The sequence below is a fragment of the Agrobacterium sp. GW821-FHT02D03 genome, assembly GCF_059421725.1.
On record NZ_JBWKVN010000002.1, the window covers coordinates 1,123,517 to 1,139,570 of the forward strand.

A 16,054-nucleotide genomic window follows, 5' to 3' on the forward strand; every position below is an offset into this window, starting at 1 on the left:
TAAACTCAGATGACGCGCTCATTGTTTTCAACGGTAAGGATCAAGCCTGCTCGAAAACACCGTGGCAGTGCTTGTACTTCTTGCCGGATCCGCAGGGGCAGGCCTCGTTGCGGCCGACTTTGCCCCATGTGGACGGATCGTTTGGATTGCGCTGTTCCGGTGGAACATAGACGTCCCCATTCCCGGCGGAGGCCACGGCAAATTCATCCTCACCGGTGATCGGGTCGAGATGATGCGCCGTCATTTCCGGAAGCTCAGCGGGCGGTGGCGGATCGCGCATCAGTTCGACACGCATCAGCTGGGCGGTGACCGCTTCACGCAGATTGGCGAGCAAGGCCTGGAAGAGTTCGAAGGCTTCCGCCTTGTATTCCTGAAGAGGATCGCGCTGTGCGTAACCGCGGAAGCCGACGACAGAGCGCAGGTGATCGAGGTTGACGATGTGTTCGCGCCACAGATGGTCGATCGTCTGCAGAATGACGGAGCGCTCGACATAGGTCATCACTTCAGGACCGAAACGCTCGGCCTTGTCTGTCATGACTTTGTCTGCAGCTTCGGTGATGCGCTGAAGAATATCGTCTTCTGCAATACCCTCTTCCTTGGCCCAATCGTCGAGCGGCAGGTCGAGGTTGAGGGACTGCTGAACGCCAGCCTTGAGGCCTTCGATATCCCACTGTTCCGCATAGGCGTTTTCAGGGATGTGCTTGCCGACGAGAGCTTCGATCACTTCGTTGCGCATGTCCGCTGCGGTTTCGCCGATATTGTCGGCTTCCATCAGCTCGAGGCGCTGTTCGAAGATGACCTTACGCTGGTCGTTGAGAACGTCGTCATATTTCAGCAGGTTCTTACGCGTTTCGAAGTTGCGGGCTTCCACCTTCTTCTGCGCGCGTTCGAGAGCCTTGTTGATCCACGGATGGACGATCGCTTCGCCTTCCTTGAGGCCCAGCTTCTGCAGCATCGAGTCCATACGATCGGATCCGAAGATGCGCATCAGGTCGTCCTGGAGCGACAGATAGAACTTCGAGCGGCCGGGGTCACCCTGACGACCGGAACGGCCGCGCAGCTGGTTGTCGATACGGCGGCTTTCGTGACGCTCGGTGGCGATGACGTAGAGGCCGCCGCCCGCAAGCGCCTTTTCCTTCAGAACCTTGATCTCGTCGCGGATCGCCTGTTCCTTGGCGTCGCGCTCCGGTCCAGGCTCCATGCCTTCCAATTCGCGCTCAAGGCGCATGTCGACGTTGCCGCCGAGCTGAATGTCCGTACCGCGGCCCGCCATATTGGTGGCGATGGTCACAGCGCCGGGCACGCCTGCCTGCGAGACGATATAGGCTTCCTGCTCATGGTAGCGGGCGTTCAGAACCTGGAAGTTCTCAAAGCCCGTCTGGCGCAGCATGGTGGCGAGCAGTTCGGATTTTTCAATCGAGGTGGTGCCGACGAGAACCGGCTGATTGCGCTCATGCGCTGCACGGATCTCTTCGATGATCGCCTTGAACTTCTCTTCGCCGGTCCGGTAGACCTCGTCGTCTTCGTCGATACGCTGGATCGGCAGGTTTGTCGGGACTTCCACGACGTCGAGGCCGTAAATGTTGTTGAATTCTTCCGCTTCCGTCGAGGCCGTACCGGTCATGCCGGCAAGCTTGGTGTACATGCGGAAATAGTTCTGGAAGGTGACGGACGACAGCGTCTGGTTTTCCGGCTGGATCTGCACCTTTTCCTTGGCCTCAAGCGCCTGGTGCTGACCTTCGGAGTAACGGCGACCCGGCATCATGCGGCCGGTGAATTCGTCGATGATGACGATCTCGCCGTTGCGGACGATGTAGTCCTTGTCGCGCTGGAAGAGCTTGTGTGCCTTCAGAGCGTTGTTGATGTGGTGAACGATGGCCACGTTCTCCACGTCATAGAGCGATTCACCCTTGAGAAGGCCTGCGTCACGCAGAAGATTTTCGAGCTTTTCGGTGCCCTGCTCGGAGAAGTTCGCCGAGCGCTGCTTCTCGTCGATTTCATAATCTTCCGGCGTCAGCATCGGAATGAAGGCGTCGATCGTGTTGTAGAGATCGGAGCGGTCATCCAGCGGACCGGAAATGATCAGCGGCGTGCGCGCCTCATCGACCAGAATGGAGTCGACTTCGTCGACGATGGCGTAGTTGTGGCCGCGCTGGACCATCTGCGCCTTGTCGTACTTCATGTTGTCGCGAAGATAATCGAAGCCGAGTTCGTTGTTCGTCGCATAGGTGATATCGCAGGCATAAGCGTCGCGGCGCTCGTCGTCGTCCAGGCCATGCACGATCACGCCGGTGGTCAGGCCGAGGAAGCCGTAGAGGCGGCCCATGATGCTGGCATCGCGCTTGGCGAGGTAGTCGTTGACCGTCACCACATGCACGCCGTTGCCAGCCAGTGCGTTGAGGTAAACGGCAAGCGTCGCCACCAGCGTCTTGCCTTCACCGGTCTTCATTTCGGCGATGGCGCCTTGATGCAAGATCATACCGCCGGTCAACTGAACGTCGAAGGGACGCATGCCGAGAACGCGGCGCGAAGCCTCGCGCGCAACGGCAAAGGCTGGGATCAGCAGGCTGTCGAGCGTCTTGCCTTCGGCCAGCTGCTGGCGAAATTCGACCGTCTTTGCAGCAAGCGCCTCGTCGGAGAGCGCCTTCAACTCATCTTCGAGCGCGCCGATGGCTGCAATATTGGTGCGATAGGAACGAACGCGGCGATCGTTTGACGAGCCAAACAATTTGCGGGCGATGCCGCCGAGACTGACCATCCAACTGGCCCTTTCTGAAATTTCGTTTCGTCGGGCGCTTTCAGCGTCATCGGCAATAACGCACAAATGACGAACGACACCCCGAAACGCATCTGGACGCGAGATTGCGTGACAGATAAGAGGGGGGGCAAATGATGTCAACGGTTCTGCCCGTTACAGAATGGCCACATTCCGGTGTTTGGAAGTTTTTTCAGCCGGAAAACCACGTCTGGAGCCGGCTTTGTCTCCGAAAGGTTCAATATGTTGCGCTACAATAGAATCGCCGCTGCCGTGATCGTGGCCGGGCTTGGTCTTCACTTCCCTGCCTTCGCCCAGGAAGATGCCGTGGTGGCCACGGTCGGCGATCTCGAGATTCGTCAGTCGGAACTCGATCTGGCCATGAGCAATCTCGACTCCCAGCTGGCTCAGCTCCCGGATGAGCAGAAGAAGGTTGCCGCTCTTTCCAGCGCGATCGAAGTGAAACTGCTGGTCGAGGGTGCGACTGCCGAAGGTCTGGACAAGACCGACGACTTCAAGAAGCGCCTGAACTTCATCTCCGACCGCGAATTGCACAACGCCTATTTCCGCAAGCACGTGGCCGACGCGATCACCGATGCCGAGGTAAAGGCACGTTACGACAAGGAAGTCGCCGCACTTCCGAAGGAAGAAGAAGTCAAGGCTGCCCACATTCTGGTTGCGACGGAAGAAGAAGCCAAGGACGTGATCAAGCAGCTCGATGCCGGCAAGGATTTCGCTGAACTGGCGAAGGAAAAGTCGACCGACTCTAACAAGGATGACGGCGGCGATCTCGGCTGGTTCGGCAAGGGCCGCATGGTTCCGGAATTCGAAGAAGCCGCATTCAAGCTGGAGAAGGGCGCCTACACCAAGGAGCCGGTCAAGTCGCAGTTTGGCTTCCACGTCATCAAGGTCGAAGACAAGCGCATCTCGCCTCCGCCAGCCTTCGAGCAGGTCGAGCCGCAGGTTCGTCAGCTCGTCATGCGTGACAAGTATATGGACCTCATCAAGAAGGCCAAGGCCGAGCAGAAGGTCGATATCAAGGACGAAACGCTCCGCAAGGAATATGACGAGGTCAACAAGGCGCAAGACGCTCAGCCGCAGCAGTAAGTGCCCCACGCATGAGGGCGGCGTTCAGCCGCCCTTTTCTCGCTTCCAGCATTGTCTTCCCTAACGCAGGTCGATTCCATGTCCGCTGCCGTCTCCCCACTTGCTCCAAAATCCTATCCTGAGATGCCCGTCATCCGCGGTGTGCGCATGGCGACGGCTGCTGCTGGCATCAAGTACAAGAACCGAACCGACGTTCTCCTGATGGTGTTTGACGAACCGGCCGCCGTTGCGGGTGTGTTCACCAAGTCCCGTTGTCCATCCGCACCGGTGGATTATTGCCGTGCCAACCTTGCGGGCGGCATCGCGCGGGCGGTCGTGGTCAATTCCGGAAACGCGAACGCATTTACCGGACAGAAGGGCAGGGCGGCGACAGAGCTGACGGGTAAATCCGCCGCCGCCGCCGTCGGATGCAGCGAAAGAGAAGTGTTTCTGGCATCCACCGGCGTGATCGGCGAGCCGCTCGACGCTTCGAAATTTGCCGGCGTTCTCGATCAGATGAATGCTGATGCCAAGGGCGATTTCTGGCTCGAAGCCGCAAAGGCTATCATGACCACGGATACCTATCCAAAGGTCGCAACGCGCACCGCCAAGATCGGCGGCGTTGAGGTCACGATCAATGGCATCGCCAAGGGTGCGGGCATGATCGCACCAGATATGGCGACCATGCTTTCCTACGTCGTGACTGACGCCGACATTGCATCGCCCGCCTTGCAGGCGCTTTTGTCCGCAGGCGTCGGCCCGACGTTCAACTCCGTGACGGTCGATAGCGATACGTCGACCTCCGATACCTTGATGCTGTTTGCCACCGGCGCTGCTGCTGCCGACGGTCAGGCGCGTATCGAAAACGCCGATGATGCGCAGCTCGAACGCTTCCGTGCCGCACTTAACGACCTTCTAAAAGACCTCGCTCTTCAGGTCGTGCGGGACGGCGAAGGCGCGCGCAAGATGGTGGAAGTGACGGTCACCGGCGCTGAAAGCGATGCTGCCGCCAAGAAGATTGCGCTTTCCATCGCCAACTCTCCGCTGGTGAAAACCGCAGTTGCCGGAGAAGACGCCAATTGGGGCCGCATCGTCATGGCCGTCGGCAAGTCCGGCGAGCTTGCCGATCGTGACCGGCTGGCCATTTCGTTCGGACATGTGCGTGTTGCCGTCAATGGCGAACGCGACCCCTCCTATTCCGAAGCGGAAGCCACTGCCGTGATGAAGCAGCAGGATATTCCGGTGAAGGTGGATATCGGGCTTGGTAATGGCACGGCAACAGTTTGGACTTGCGATCTCACCAAGGAATATGTCGAAATCAACGGCGACTACCGGAGCTAAACGGTGGAGGCCAAACCCATGCATAGCAGTGCCGTTAATTTGCCACTCGTTCGCCGCCTGGAGGCGGTAAGCTTTCGTGCCTGGCCGGCGTCGTCGGTCATTTATGATGGCAGTTGGCAAATCCGGTTGACGGGCTCGCATCCCTCCAAGCGCATCAATTGTGTCGTGCCTCTGGACCCGTCCGATTACGGCAATTGCGATGTGCGACTGGAAAAGGCGCGCCGTCGCTTCGAGGATTTCGGCAGACCGCTGATCATTCGCGAGACGACGCTGATGCCGCCTGAACTCAGGGCGCACCTCTACGATAATGGCTGGACCGTTTTCGAAGAGGTAAAGGTGATGACGGCCGATCTGGTTAACGCCGAGTTGCCGGAGACCATGGCCCATCTCCCGACCCACGATATCGGCAGGTTCGTGGAAGCGAGTCTCAAGGTGGGCAACGAAGACCTATCCCTCCGCTCTCCGATCGCTGAGATCGTCAGTTCGATCAAGCCCAATCTCGGCCTCTTCATCAAGGAAGAGGTAGAAGGTGATCCGCACGCCACCGTCATCTGTGTGCAGGACAATGATCTCGCAGGTGTTCTTTCCCTCGAAGTAGCGAGCGCTGCGCGGCGGATGGGTGTAGGCAGTGAAATCCTCACCTCGGCATTGCGTTGGGCTCGGATCAGCGGCGCAAAGACGGCGTGGCTGCAGGTCGTCTCAACCAATGTGCCGGCGCTCGCTCTTTATGAGAAGTTCGGTTTCGAAGAGGCTTATACCTATCGCTATTGGGGCAAGGACAATTCGTGATGGATGAGCCGTTCAAGAAGATCCTGCTTGTCGTGGCTTGCGCCCTTGTGGATCACGATGGCCGGATACTTCTCGCTCAGCGACCGGAGGGCAAGTCGCTTGCCGGACTCTGGGAATTTCCCGGTGGCAAGGTCGAGCAGGGCGAAACGCCTGAAGAGACGCTGGTGCGTGAACTGAACGAAGAGCTCGGCATTACCACCAAGGTCGCCTGCCTTGCACCGCTCACCTTTGCCAGCCACACCTACGAGACGTTTCATCTGTTGATGCCGCTTTATGTCTGTCGCCGCTACGAAGGCATACCCCATGGGCGGGAAGGGCAGACTGTAAAATGGGTGAAGCCGCAGGCTCTGCGCGATTACCCCATGCCGCCCGCTGACGAGCCTCTCATCCCCTATCTTCAGGACCTTCTCTGAAATTTCTGTGAAAAGGCCGAAAAGCAGCGCTTTTCAACCGGCCTACGCGTCCCGAAACGGCACGCCGTTAACCGATCGTTTAGCAAGCTCTGGCACATTGCAGTGCTGAAGATTTGGTAAATGGCGCGTAGTGAGGCCGAGTGATGAATGAGGATTTCTGGAAAACCGTTGAAGACCGCCAGTCTTATTCCGCCAAGTCACGCCGGATCGGCGTTTTAAACGTTGCGCTTTTGTTTGGCATGGTTGCAATCGCGCTCTCATTGATCGTAACGCCGATGCTGGCCGGCAAGACCTCGCCGGCACGCTTTGCGCAGGTGCCGGACAATATCGACATGATCAGCACCGGTTCGATCAAACGTGGCGATCAGCCAACGACTTACAGCATCCGTCGCAGCATCACGCAGCCCATGCCCGGGTCCGTCTGCATCGTAGATGGCTATAACAGCGGGCGCGACTGCTGATCCGTCTCGCAATAGGCCAGTATTGCAAGATATGGGGCGTGGTTTAAACGTCTCTTTAGTACAGCAACAACCAATGCCACTGTTTCACTACCTATCGGAGAAAAGTCGAAGGTACGGTAACGAAATAGATATGTTGTTGATCCATTATCGCAAGCATGTTGATTGAGGACGTTTCTATTGCGTCTGTCCGGCAGGGGTTTGTGATTTGCACGGAAAAAATTGTATCTCGCGTTACTTTTGGAATTTCGTCACCGATACGCGCGGCGCGACCGCCGTGGAATATGGTCTTCTGATCGGCATTATTGGCGGCGCCTTGATCCTTGGATTGGGGGGCGTGCGTGACAGTCTCCTGGGCGTGTTAACGACCATTGTCGAAGCCCTCACCAACGCCTTGCCCTCCTGAAAGTATCTGCTTTTCAGCGCAAAGCGAGTCACCTTCAGGAGCTTTTTCCCTTCAATGCATCCGCAAGTCTGACGTTGGCAGAGCCGGGTTTCAGCGGCTTCTGCTGGCTCTCATGCGGTGCCCAGCCTGACATGTAGATGACGGAGAAGGTGGCCCTGATCCGTCCATCTGGATCGCTGTATCGTTCCGCGTAAAGCTCCGCAGCGCGCATGAAGAAGCGTCGGGTAAGCGGCGTACGGCTGCGGCCCATAAGCGGGTTTGTCATGCCCATGGCGCGCAGGTCGCGCATCAGCGGGAAGATGGAATCGTAGCGCACCGTATAGGTTTCCGTATCCGTGACTGGCAAGGCAAATCCCGCGCGCTGCAAGAGCGCGCCGATATCGCGCACATCAGCAAAGGGGATGACGCGTGGGCTTGCGCCGCCAAGCAGTTCCACCTCCGTTGCCAGAAGAACCTCGCGAAGCTCCTGCAGCGTGCCGCTGCCAGGAAGGGCGGCCAAAAACAGGCCATCCGGCTTCAACGCTTTGCGAATTTGGATCAGCGTTCCCGGCGTGTCATTGGTCAAATGCAGCGAGAGCGGTGAGATCACAAGGTTGGCGGAAGCAGGCTCAAGCCCGAGGTCTTCGAGGGATGAGATTTTCGAGTTCGGCTCGCGGACAAGAAATTCGTCACTGGTCTCGATCCGGGTCATCGAGCCTACCTTGCCGGTTTCCATGACCCGCTTAGCGGTAACACCCGTCGCGCCGTGAAGCTCGATCGCGGTATCGAAATGGCGCTCGACGATGGCAATGCGGTCGGCAATTTCATCTGCAGCAATATTCAGCAGAAAGTGAGCCTGACGATCTCCAATCTGCAATGCGCGCTCACGGTGGCGTTCAATAAGTTGAGGGTCGAAAAGAATGTCCATTGGCGAACCTGTGATAACTTTGCTGTCGCAAAGGCACCCCTTTCCCCCTATTGTCAAGCGCGGGGAGCATAAGGGGAAGGCGATGGTTTCAAGGCAGATTGTCGTAACGCCCCTGCATCGGCTGCTTCGCTATGTCAGTGATGTCATCTACCCGCCAGCCTGTGCCGGCTGCGGTCGCGCCACAGGTGGCGCCGGGGCCTTTTGTGTTCAGTGCTGGCCAGAGATAAAATTCATCGAGCGGCCCTATTGCGAGGTTCTCGGCATCCCCTTCGTCTATGATCACGGCGAAGGAATGGTCAGCGCTGAAGCCATATCCAATCCGCCGAGCTTCGATCGCCTCAGGTCCGCGACGATTTACGACGGGCCAGCCCGCAAGTTGGTCCACCAATTGAAATATCAGGACCGTACGGATCTAGCAGCTCTGATGGCATTGTGGATGGCAAGGGCAGGCGGCGAAGCGCTTGCTCAATGTGATTGCATCATTCCCGTTCCGCTTCATCGCTGGCGGTTTTTCTCGCGCCGTTTCAATCAATCGGCCGAACTTGCCCGGCATCTGGCGGCGATTGCCGGAAAGCCTTTTCTGCCGGCGACTCTGATCAGGGTGAAGTCGACCAGCCGTCAGGTAGGGCTTTCGGCTGTTGCGCGAAAGAAGAACGTCCAAGGCGCCTTTGCGCTTTCGCCGGGGCAGGAGGCCGAGATTTTCGGCAAGCGCGTGGTGCTCGTTGACGATGTCTACACCACTGGAGCCACGGTGTCGGCGGCGGCGAAGCGGCTGAAAAAATCAGGCGCGGCGCAAGTCACGGTTTTGACCTTTGCAATGGCCATATCCGGGCCTATATGACATGCAAAATTCATGCTCCACGCAGCTTTAGAGGTTGAGATATATGGCATCCGTTACGATCTATACGCGCGATTTCTGCGGCTATTGCGCCCGCGCCAAGGCCCTGCTGCAGAGCAAGAACGTGAATTTCACCGAATATAATGCGACGGAAAATCCGCAATATCGCCAGGAAATGATGGACAAGTCCGGCCGTAACACCTTCCCGCAGATCTTCATCGGCGAGCAGCATGTCGGTGGCTGCGACGATCTTCACGCGCTCGATCGGGACGGAAAGCTCGATCCGCTTCTGGCAGCATAATAGTCGATAAACTGACATGGACATTGGGAAGAGAGACATGAGCTTCAAGGCCGCCGCAATCCAGATGTGCTCCGGAACGGATCCGAAGCGAAACGCCGAAGCCATGGAGAGGCTGGTGCGCGACGCTGTGGCGCAAGGCGCCGTCTATGTACAGACGCCCGAGATGACCGGCGCTTTGCAGCGCGACCGTGCCGCACTCCAGGCCGTCTTGAAAGATGAGACCTGCGACATCATCGTTTCCACCGCAGCCAAGCTTGCGCGGGAACTCGGGATCTATGTTCATGTGGGCTCCACGGCGATTGCGCGTCCCGACGGCAAGATCGCCAATCGTGGTTTTCTCTTTGCACCGGATGGAGACCGCATCTGCACCTATGACAAGATCCACATGTTCGATGTCGATCTCGACAATGGCGAGAGTTGGCGTGAAAGCGCTACCTATCAGCCGGGTGAAGCGGCACGCATCGCGGAACTTCCTCTGGCGACCTTTGGTTTCGCCATCTGCTACGACGTCCGCTTCCCGTCGCTCTTCCGCGCGGAAGCTGTCGCTGGCGCTCAGGTTCTTACGGTCCCCGCAGCCTTTACCAAGCAGACCGGCGAAGCCCATTGGGAAATTCTTCTGCGCGCGCGCGCCATCGAAAATGGTGCCTTCGTCATCGCCGCGGCTCAGGGCGGGCAGCATGAAGATGGCCGTGAAACCTTTGGCCATTCGATGATCATCGATCCCTGGGGCAAGGTGCTGGCTTCTGCCGGCGGTGCTGGCGAAGAGATCATCGTTGCCGATATCGATCCTGAACAGGTTTCCGCCGTTCGTGGCAAAATCCCCAACCTGAAGAACGCGCGCGACTTTCAACTCGATACGGTGGCGTCCAGGGCGGCTTCTAGGAGTGCGCTTGCTTGATCCGCTACTCGCTGACCTGTGACCATGCGCATGCCTTCGATGGATGGTTCTCGGGCAGCGCCGATTTCGACAGCCAGCGCGAGCGTGGGCTCGTTAGCTGCCCGGTTTGCAATTCACAGGCCATCGACAAGACACTGATGGCGCCTTCAGTCTCGACCGGACGGAAGAAAGAGGCGATGCACACGCTGGCGATGGATGCGGGAAAAAAGGAAGTCCTGGCGAAAATCAGGGAAACGGTCGCGAGCATCCGGGCCAGCGCCGAAGATGTCGGAGACAAATTTCCAGAAGAGGCTCGCAAAATCCACTATGGCGAGGCGCAAGAGCGCGGCATCATCGGTCAGGCTTCCATAGAGGACGTGAAAGCGCTCGTGGAAGAAGGGATCGAGGTAGCACCTCTTCCCCTTCTCCCCGACGATGTGAATTGAAGCCTCGGCTTCAAACGCGCTCTCAGGCCGGGCGTTTGGCCAGCATCATGTAGTTGACATCCATATCGGGAGACAGGTTCCACCGGTCCTGCAGGACGTTGTAGAAAACGCCGGTGCGGTGAACGATCTCCAGGCCGTTGGCGGTTAAAGGACGTTCCACTTCCTCGGGTCGCACCAGCTTTTCATATTGATGCGTTCCGCGTGGCAACCACTTCAAGACATTTTCGGCAGCAAAGATGGCGAGTGCGCGTGCCTTCAGCGTTCTGTTGATCGTTGCGACGAACATCAGCCCGCCGGGGCGAACCATCTGCGCACAGGTGTTTAGAAAGAGGTTCACGTCGGCCACGTGCTCGACCACCTCCATGTTGAGGATCACGTCAAACGTCTCACCCGCCGCCTGCAACTGTTCGGCGGTCACTGCCCGATAGTCGACGGGAACGCCGCTTTCGCGCGCATGGGTAGACGCAATGCCGATATTTTTTTCAGATGGATCGGCGCCAACGACCTCGGCGCCCATGCGGGCCATCGGCTCGGACAGCAGCCCGCCCCCACAGCCGATGTCGAGGAAGCGCAAGCCTTCCAGCGGACGATGGGCCTTCGGGTCGCGGCCAAAATTTTCACACACCCGGTTGCGGATAAATTCGAGCCTGACGGGATTGAATTTGTGCAGCGGACGGAATTTCCCTGTCGGGCTCCACCACTCTGCGGCCATGGCGGAAAAGCGATCCACTTCGCTCTGGTCGATCGTCGTTTTCGCGGTCTCGCTCATGGTCATCTCCTAAATGTCTTCTAGCCTGAAGTCGGATGATTGGGTGGTGAAGTCAAGGGTCGGGCTTCCACAGCTGGGATCATTCACCGCGATCCATCGACGCAAGGAACTGTTTTAGCGGACTTTTCGTTTCATGCTGCGTTCAGCAAGGGGAGCGTATTTTTCCCATACTGATTGCCGACATCGGTGGCCAGGCCTTTGCTTGAGGAGAAAAAAGTGAAGAAGAAACTATTTGGAGCGATTGCGCTCCTGGCGCTCATGGCCGTGCCTGCGCTCGCTGAAGCGGCAACGCGCGGATTCGCGACCGCAAACGTCAACATGCGCTCCGGACCGAGCACCGCCTATCCTGCCGTCGTGGTCATTCCAGATGGCGCGCCGCTCACTATCCACGGCTGCCTGTCCGATACGCCCTGGTGCGACGTGTCCTTCAGCTATGGACGCGGCTGGGTGGCGGGGCGCTATATCCAGGCGCTCTATCGTCAGAACCGTGTTTATGTCGAGCCACGCTACTATCGCGATCTGGGCGTTCCGGTCATCACCTTCGAAGTGGGCCGTTATTGGGATCGCTACTATCGCGACCGTGACTTCTACCGCGAGCGTGATCGTTGGCGTCGCCCGCCGCCTGCCGGTGGCTACTGGAATGCACCGCCGCCATGGGCTGATCGCGATCGTCCGCGTCCGCCGCGGGAAGAATGGCGCGATCGGCGCGGTCCTGGCCCCAATGACGGACGCTGGGAAGAGCGTTACGGCAATTGGAATCAGGGCGACCGGGACCGTCGTGACCGCGAGCAGCAGCGGATGGAGCGAGACAGGGAGCGTCAGCCTGACCGTGAGGGCGATCGCCCCCGTTGGGAGCGCGACCGGAACCGAGATGGCGAGCGTGATCGCAACTGGAATGATGGCGAGCGCCAGCGTCGCTGGCAGGAGCAGCAGCTGGAGCCGTCCAACCAGGGCGGCGGAATGTGGTGCCGCCCCGGAGATCGTAACTGCGAAAACCGTTAAAACTGAAAAGCCCGGCTTTGCGCCGGGCTTTCTTTATGCGGGGTCTTTTTTCTTAGGGCCGCGCTTTTCGAAGGGCTTGTCTTTCTTGCCTTCGAACTTGGCGGGTTTGTCGCCGGTGGCGTTGGCTTTTTTCTTCCAGGGCTTGTCTTCGCCCCGGCGCTCGCCACCGAAATCACCCTTGCCTGCAAATTTCTTTTGAGCCTTTGGCGGACGGGTGTCCTCGCGGGGCTTGCCGGTCATTTCCGGCTTGCCTTCCATGGCCTTGACCCTGATACCCTTCTCGAGCGTCATGTCTTTGCCGAGAGCGGACTCGAAGCGGTCGACGGCATCAGCTGCCAGTTCCACATAGGTTTCCGTCTGCTGCATGCGGATCGCGCCGATATCCTGACGCGTCAGCTTGCCGAAACGGCAGAGCATGGGGATCAGCCAGCGCGGCTCGGCATTCTGCTTGCGCCCGACCGACAGGGTGAACCAGGCGCTATCGGCAAAGTCGGAGCGTTCACGGCGCGGCGCGTTGTTCTCGACAGTTTCGAAGCTGTCGCGACGCGGCTTGCGGCCATCCAGCGCAACTTCGGCAATGTCTTCAGGGGCAGAGCGACCTGAATGGTACATGCGCACGAAGGCCGCCGCGACCTTTTCAGCACCATGTTGCTCCAGAAGCTTGGTGACGAAATCGCGTTCTTCATCGGTAACGGCTTCGTTCAGCGACGGATCTGCCAAGAGGCGGGCACCATCGCGCTCTACGATCTCGTCGGCAGAAGGCGGATGAACCCATGCGGGGCTGACCTTCGCGCCTTCGAGGAGACGCTCGGCCTTGCGGCGCTGGTTGATGGGAACGACAATCGCGCTGACACCTTTCTGTCCAGCACGCCCGGTACGGCCTGAGCGGTGAAGAAGCGTTTCGGAATTCGTCGGCAGGTCGGCGTGGATCACGAGTTCGAGGCCGGGGAGGTCGATACCGCGAGCCGCCACATCGGTGGCCACGCAAACGCGGGCGCGGCCGTCACGCATGGCCTGAAGCGCGTGCGTGCGCTCGTTCTGCGACAATTCGCCGGAGAGGGCGACGACAGAGAAACCACGATTGTTGAGGCGCGCTGTCAGGTGGTTGACGGCAGCACGTGTCGAGCAGAAGACGATGGCGTTGCGCGCCTCGTAGAAACGCAGCGCGTTGATAATGGCGTGCTCGCGATCCGAAGGGGCGACCATCATGGCGCGGTATTCGATATCGACGTGCTGCTTCTGTTCGGACGCCGAGGCGATGCGCACCGCGTTCTTCTGATAGCTTTCGGCAAGCTTGGCAATGCTGCGCGGAACGGTGGCGGAGAACATCAGCGTCCGGCGATCTTCCGGAGATTCCTCCAGAATGAATTCCAGATCCTCGCGGAAGCCGAGATCGAGCATCTCGTCTGCTTCGTCGAGCACCACGGCGCGCAGCGACGACAGGTCGAGTGCGCCGCGCTTGATGTGGTCGCAGATACGGCCAGGCGTACCGACGACGATATGGGAGCCGCGTTCCAGCGCCCGGCGCTCGTTACGGATATCCATACCACCCACACAGGAGGCGATCGAAACGCCGGCAAATTCATAGAGCCACTCAAGCTCGCGCTTCACCTGCATGGCGAGTTCGCGGGTTGGGGCAATGGCGAGAGCCAGCGGGGCCGCGGCCGCGCCGAACCGGTCGCCCTTCGTGAGCAGGGTCCGCGCCAGCGCAATGCCGAAAGCGACCGTCTTGCCAGAGCCGGTCTGCGCCGAAACCAGCGCATCCTTGTCTGCAAGTTCCGGGTCCAGCATGGCCTGCTGAACGGGGGTCAAGTCTTTATAGCCGCGCTTTTCCAACGCCTGCGCAATCGCAGGGGCGATACCCTGAGTGTCTGTCATCTACCGTCTTTCGGAATATGGATGCCTGCATTTGTCCCAAACGGACGACGCCACACAGGCCGTTGAGGGCCACTATGGCCAATTCATGTGGCGCGCTTTTACTGCGATTGCCCGCATTTGTACAGTGCGGGACGGTACGCTTGCCGATTTTGGCGCAAAGGCTTGTCTGAAGCGCGGCGCGGGCACGCGTCCACAACCGTACCGCATGGTTCACAAACGGCATTGCATGGCCTTATCCTTTTCGCTAAGAGACCCGCAACCTGACAGCCCGGTCTTTCCGGGGGAAACGGGGTGTGTGCTTATCTGCCGCTCGCGCGGCGCAGTGGGATGGTACTGGTCTAGGCTATGGCTCGCATTGTCATGAAATTCGGCGGTACGTCCGTCGCAAACCTCGAACGTATTCACAATGTCGCGCGGCATGTGAAACGTGAAGTGGATGCCGGCCATGAAGTGGCCGTGGTGGTTTCGGCCATGTCCGGAAAAACCAATGAACTGGTCGACTGGGTGCAGAACACGCCGAAAGTCGCCGGTGCCAGCGGTTCCGCGTCCTTTTACGATGCCCGTGAATATGATGCCGTCGTTGCGTCTGGCGAGCAGGTCACATCCGGTCTTCTGGCGATCGCGCTTCAGTCGATGGGTGTCAATGCCCGCTCCTGGCAGGGCTGGCAGATTCCAATTCGCACCGACAACGCCCATGGCGCTGCCCGCATTCTCGACATTGACGGTTCCGATATCATTCGCCGTATGGGCGAGGGTCAGGTTGCGGTCGTCGCCGGCTTCCAGGGTCTCGGCCCGGACAATCGCATTGCGACACTCGGCCGTGGCGGTTCCGATACTTCCGCCGTTGCCATTGCCGCTGGCGTCAAGGCCGATCGCTGCGACATCTACACCGATGTTGATGGCGTCTACACGACCGACCCGCGCATCGAGCCGAAGGCACGGCGCCTGAAAAAGGTGGCGTTCGAGGAAATGCTCGAAATGGCGTCGCTTGGCGCCAAGGTCTTGCAGGTCCGTTCGGTCGAGCTTGCCATGGTGCACAAGGTTCGTACCTTCGTGCGCTCCAGTTTTGAAGATCCCGATGCGCCGGGCATGGGTGACCTTATCAACCCGCCCGGTACTTTGATTTGTGACGAGGATGAAATCGTGGAACAGGAAGTCGTAACCGGCATCGCCTATGCCAAGGATGAAGCGCAAATCTCGCTGCGTCGCCTCTCGGATCGCCCCGGCGTTTCTGCCGCCATCTTCGGCCCGCTCGCTGAAGCGCATATCAATGTCGATATGATCGTGCAGAACATCTCCGAAGACGGTTCGCGCACGGACATGACCTTTACGGTTCCCTCCGGCGACGCTCCCAAGGCGCTGAAGGTTCTGGAAGATAACAAGGCGCAGATCGGCTTTGACGTGGTGCAGAACGAAACCGGCCTTGCCAAGGTGTCGGTCATCGGTATCGGCATGCGCAGCCATGCGGGCGTTGCCGCAAGCGCGTTCAAGGCGCTGGCTGAAAAGAACATCAACATCAAGGCCATCACCACATCGGAAATCAAGATTTCGATCCTGATCGACGGCGCCTATGCCGAACTTGCAGTTCGCACTTTGCATTCTGCTTACGGTCTGGATAAAAGTTGATTCTTGAACGTCAGTACACGTTATTCGATTCTTTCCGAAGAGCGGTATTCTGATGCAAGTGTCGCTTTCGGCTTGAGAGCCGGGGGCGGTACACCATAAATTTGATTGAGCCTTTCGTGCCCACCGCAATGGTTTGCACGATCGGCATTCGGGAGCATGCGC

16 protein-coding genes are annotated in these 16,054 nt (G+C 58.8%); 12 read left to right on the plus strand and 4 right to left on the minus strand.

All coding sequences use genetic code 11. The features are described 5' to 3' along the window. Positions 1–40 precede the first annotated feature (40 nt). A complete protein-coding gene (gene secA, locus AC07U5_RS18520; protein WP_062423973.1) occupies positions 41–2,758 on the minus strand; it encodes a preprotein translocase subunit SecA in 2,718 nt (905 codons plus the stop codon). Positions 2,759–2,998: 240 nt separating this feature from the next. On the opposite strand from secA, the gene AC07U5_RS18525 reads away from it, so the two are divergent. The 6 genes from AC07U5_RS18525 to AC07U5_RS18550 all read left to right on the plus strand — a co-directional run bounded on the left by AC07U5_RS18525 (position 2,999) and on the right by AC07U5_RS18550 (position 7,248). Then, positions 2,999–3,862: a peptidylprolyl isomerase gene (locus tag AC07U5_RS18525; protein WP_062423974.1), complete on the plus strand. Its 864-nt coding sequence runs from the start codon at positions 2,999–3,001 to the stop codon at positions 3,860–3,862. Between the two features lie 78 nt (positions 3,863–3,940). Then, complete coding sequence (argJ, locus tag AC07U5_RS18530) at positions 3,941–5,182, plus strand: bifunctional glutamate N-acetyltransferase/amino-acid acetyltransferase ArgJ (protein ID WP_494723895.1); 1,242 nt, start codon at positions 3,941–3,943, stop codon at positions 5,180–5,182. A gap of 18 nt (positions 5,183–5,200) precedes the next feature. Continuing rightward, the gene (locus tag AC07U5_RS18535) at positions 5,201–5,971 is read left to right on the plus strand and encodes a GNAT family N-acetyltransferase (RefSeq protein WP_062423976.1); all 771 of its coding nucleotides are present in this window, start codon (positions 5,201–5,203) and stop codon (positions 5,969–5,971) included. Next, positions 5,971–6,384, plus strand: a complete 414-nt coding sequence (gene mutT, locus AC07U5_RS18540; protein WP_112519520.1) for an 8-oxo-dGTP diphosphatase MutT — start codon at positions 5,971–5,973, stop codon at positions 6,382–6,384. Before AC07U5_RS18535 ends, mutT begins: the two co-directional genes overlap by 1 nt. 143 nt (positions 6,385–6,527) lie before the next feature. Continuing rightward, positions 6,528–6,845 carry a hypothetical protein gene (locus AC07U5_RS18545; protein WP_062423978.1) on the plus strand — a complete coding sequence of 106 codons (318 nt, stop codon included), beginning with the start codon at positions 6,528–6,530 and terminating at the stop codon, positions 6,843–6,845. Positions 6,846–7,050: 205 nt separating this feature from the next. Then, a complete protein-coding gene (locus AC07U5_RS18550) occupies positions 7,051–7,248 on the plus strand; it encodes a Flp family type IVb pilin (RefSeq protein ID WP_062423979.1) in 198 nt (65 codons plus the stop codon). Positions 7,249–7,282: 34 nt separating this feature from the next. Here the strand turns inward: AC07U5_RS18550 and AC07U5_RS18555 are convergent, their stop codons facing one another. Further along, the gene (locus AC07U5_RS18555; protein WP_494723896.1) at positions 7,283–8,155 is read right to left on the minus strand and encodes a methyltransferase domain-containing protein; all 873 of its coding nucleotides are present in this window, start codon (positions 8,153–8,155) and stop codon (positions 7,283–7,285) included. Positions 8,156–8,237: 82 nt separating this feature from the next. Here AC07U5_RS18555 and AC07U5_RS18560 point away from each other — a divergent pair, with 82 nt between their 5' ends. From AC07U5_RS18560 to AC07U5_RS18575, 4 genes are read left to right on the plus strand one after another with little or no spacing between them, the layout of a single operon-like run. Then, positions 8,238–8,996, plus strand: a complete 759-nt coding sequence (locus AC07U5_RS18560; RefSeq protein WP_494723897.1) for a ComF family protein — start codon at positions 8,238–8,240, stop codon at positions 8,994–8,996. A 43-nt stretch (positions 8,997–9,039) separates the two neighbouring features. Then, positions 9,040–9,294 carry a glutaredoxin 3 gene (gene grxC, locus AC07U5_RS18565; RefSeq protein WP_062423982.1) on the plus strand — a complete coding sequence of 85 codons (255 nt, stop codon included), beginning with the start codon at positions 9,040–9,042 and terminating at the stop codon, positions 9,292–9,294. 37 nt (positions 9,295–9,331) lie between these two features. After that, positions 9,332–10,192: a carbon-nitrogen hydrolase family protein gene (locus AC07U5_RS18570; RefSeq protein ID WP_112953015.1), complete on the plus strand. Its 861-nt coding sequence runs from the start codon at positions 9,332–9,334 to the stop codon at positions 10,190–10,192. Then, positions 10,189–10,617, plus strand: a complete 429-nt coding sequence (locus AC07U5_RS18575) for a DUF1178 family protein (RefSeq protein WP_112519524.1) — start codon at positions 10,189–10,191, stop codon at positions 10,615–10,617. Before AC07U5_RS18570 ends, AC07U5_RS18575 begins: the two co-directional genes overlap by 4 nt. Positions 10,618–10,639: 22 nt before the next feature. Here the strand turns inward: AC07U5_RS18575 and ubiG are convergent, their stop codons facing one another. Then, the gene (gene ubiG, locus AC07U5_RS18580; protein ID WP_062423985.1) at positions 10,640–11,386 is read right to left on the minus strand and encodes a bifunctional 2-polyprenyl-6-hydroxyphenol methylase/3-demethylubiquinol 3-O-methyltransferase UbiG; all 747 of its coding nucleotides are present in this window, start codon (positions 11,384–11,386) and stop codon (positions 10,640–10,642) included. A gap of 216 nt (positions 11,387–11,602) precedes the next feature. Here ubiG and AC07U5_RS18585 point away from each other — a divergent pair, with 216 nt between their 5' ends. Beyond that, positions 11,603–12,388 (plus strand): SH3 domain-containing protein, encoded by a 786-nt coding sequence (locus AC07U5_RS18585; RefSeq protein ID WP_494723898.1) that lies wholly within the window; start codon positions 11,603–11,605, stop codon positions 12,386–12,388. 33 nt (positions 12,389–12,421) lie between these two features. Here the strand turns inward: AC07U5_RS18585 and AC07U5_RS18590 are convergent, their stop codons facing one another. Then, entirely contained in the window at positions 12,422–14,266 is a 1,845-nt protein-coding gene (locus AC07U5_RS18590; RefSeq protein WP_062444937.1) for a DEAD/DEAH box helicase, read from the minus strand. Between the two features lie 345 nt (positions 14,267–14,611). Between AC07U5_RS18590 and AC07U5_RS18595 the strand changes: the two genes are divergently transcribed. After that, entirely contained in the window at positions 14,612–15,892 is a 1,281-nt protein-coding gene (locus AC07U5_RS18595; RefSeq protein ID WP_494723899.1) for an aspartate kinase, read from the plus strand. The last annotated feature ends 162 nt before the right edge of the window (positions 15,893–16,054 follow it).

Coding starts and splice junctions, on each gene's coding strand:
- secA (WP_062423973.1), bottom strand. CDS start 2,758: ATGGTCAGTCTCGGCGGCATCGCCCGCAAATTGTTTGGCTCGTCAAAC.
- AC07U5_RS18525 (WP_062423974.1), top strand. CDS start 2,999: ATGTTGCGCTACAATAGAATCGCCGCTGCCGTGATCGTGGCCGGGCTT.
- argJ (WP_494723895.1), top strand. CDS start 3,941: ATGTCCGCTGCCGTCTCCCCACTTGCTCCAAAATCCTATCCTGAGATG.
- AC07U5_RS18535 (WP_062423976.1), top strand. CDS start 5,201: ATGCATAGCAGTGCCGTTAATTTGCCACTCGTTCGCCGCCTGGAGGCG.
- mutT (WP_112519520.1), top strand. CDS start 5,971: ATGGATGAGCCGTTCAAGAAGATCCTGCTTGTCGTGGCTTGCGCCCTT.
- AC07U5_RS18545 (WP_062423978.1), top strand. CDS start 6,528: ATGAATGAGGATTTCTGGAAAACCGTTGAAGACCGCCAGTCTTATTCC.
- AC07U5_RS18555 (WP_494723896.1), bottom strand. CDS start 8,155: ATGGACATTCTTTTCGACCCTCAACTTATTGAACGCCACCGTGAGCGC.
- AC07U5_RS18560 (WP_494723897.1), top strand. CDS start 8,238: ATGGTTTCAAGGCAGATTGTCGTAACGCCCCTGCATCGGCTGCTTCGC.
- grxC (WP_062423982.1), top strand. CDS start 9,040: ATGGCATCCGTTACGATCTATACGCGCGATTTCTGCGGCTATTGCGCC.
- AC07U5_RS18570 (WP_112953015.1), top strand. CDS start 9,332: ATGAGCTTCAAGGCCGCCGCAATCCAGATGTGCTCCGGAACGGATCCG.
- ubiG (WP_062423985.1), bottom strand. CDS start 11,386: ATGAGCGAGACCGCGAAAACGACGATCGACCAGAGCGAAGTGGATCGC.
- AC07U5_RS18590 (WP_062444937.1), bottom strand. CDS start 14,266: ATGACAGACACTCAGGGTATCGCCCCTGCGATTGCGCAGGCGTTGGAA.
- AC07U5_RS18595 (WP_494723899.1), top strand. CDS start 14,612: ATGGCTCGCATTGTCATGAAATTCGGCGGTACGTCCGTCGCAAACCTC.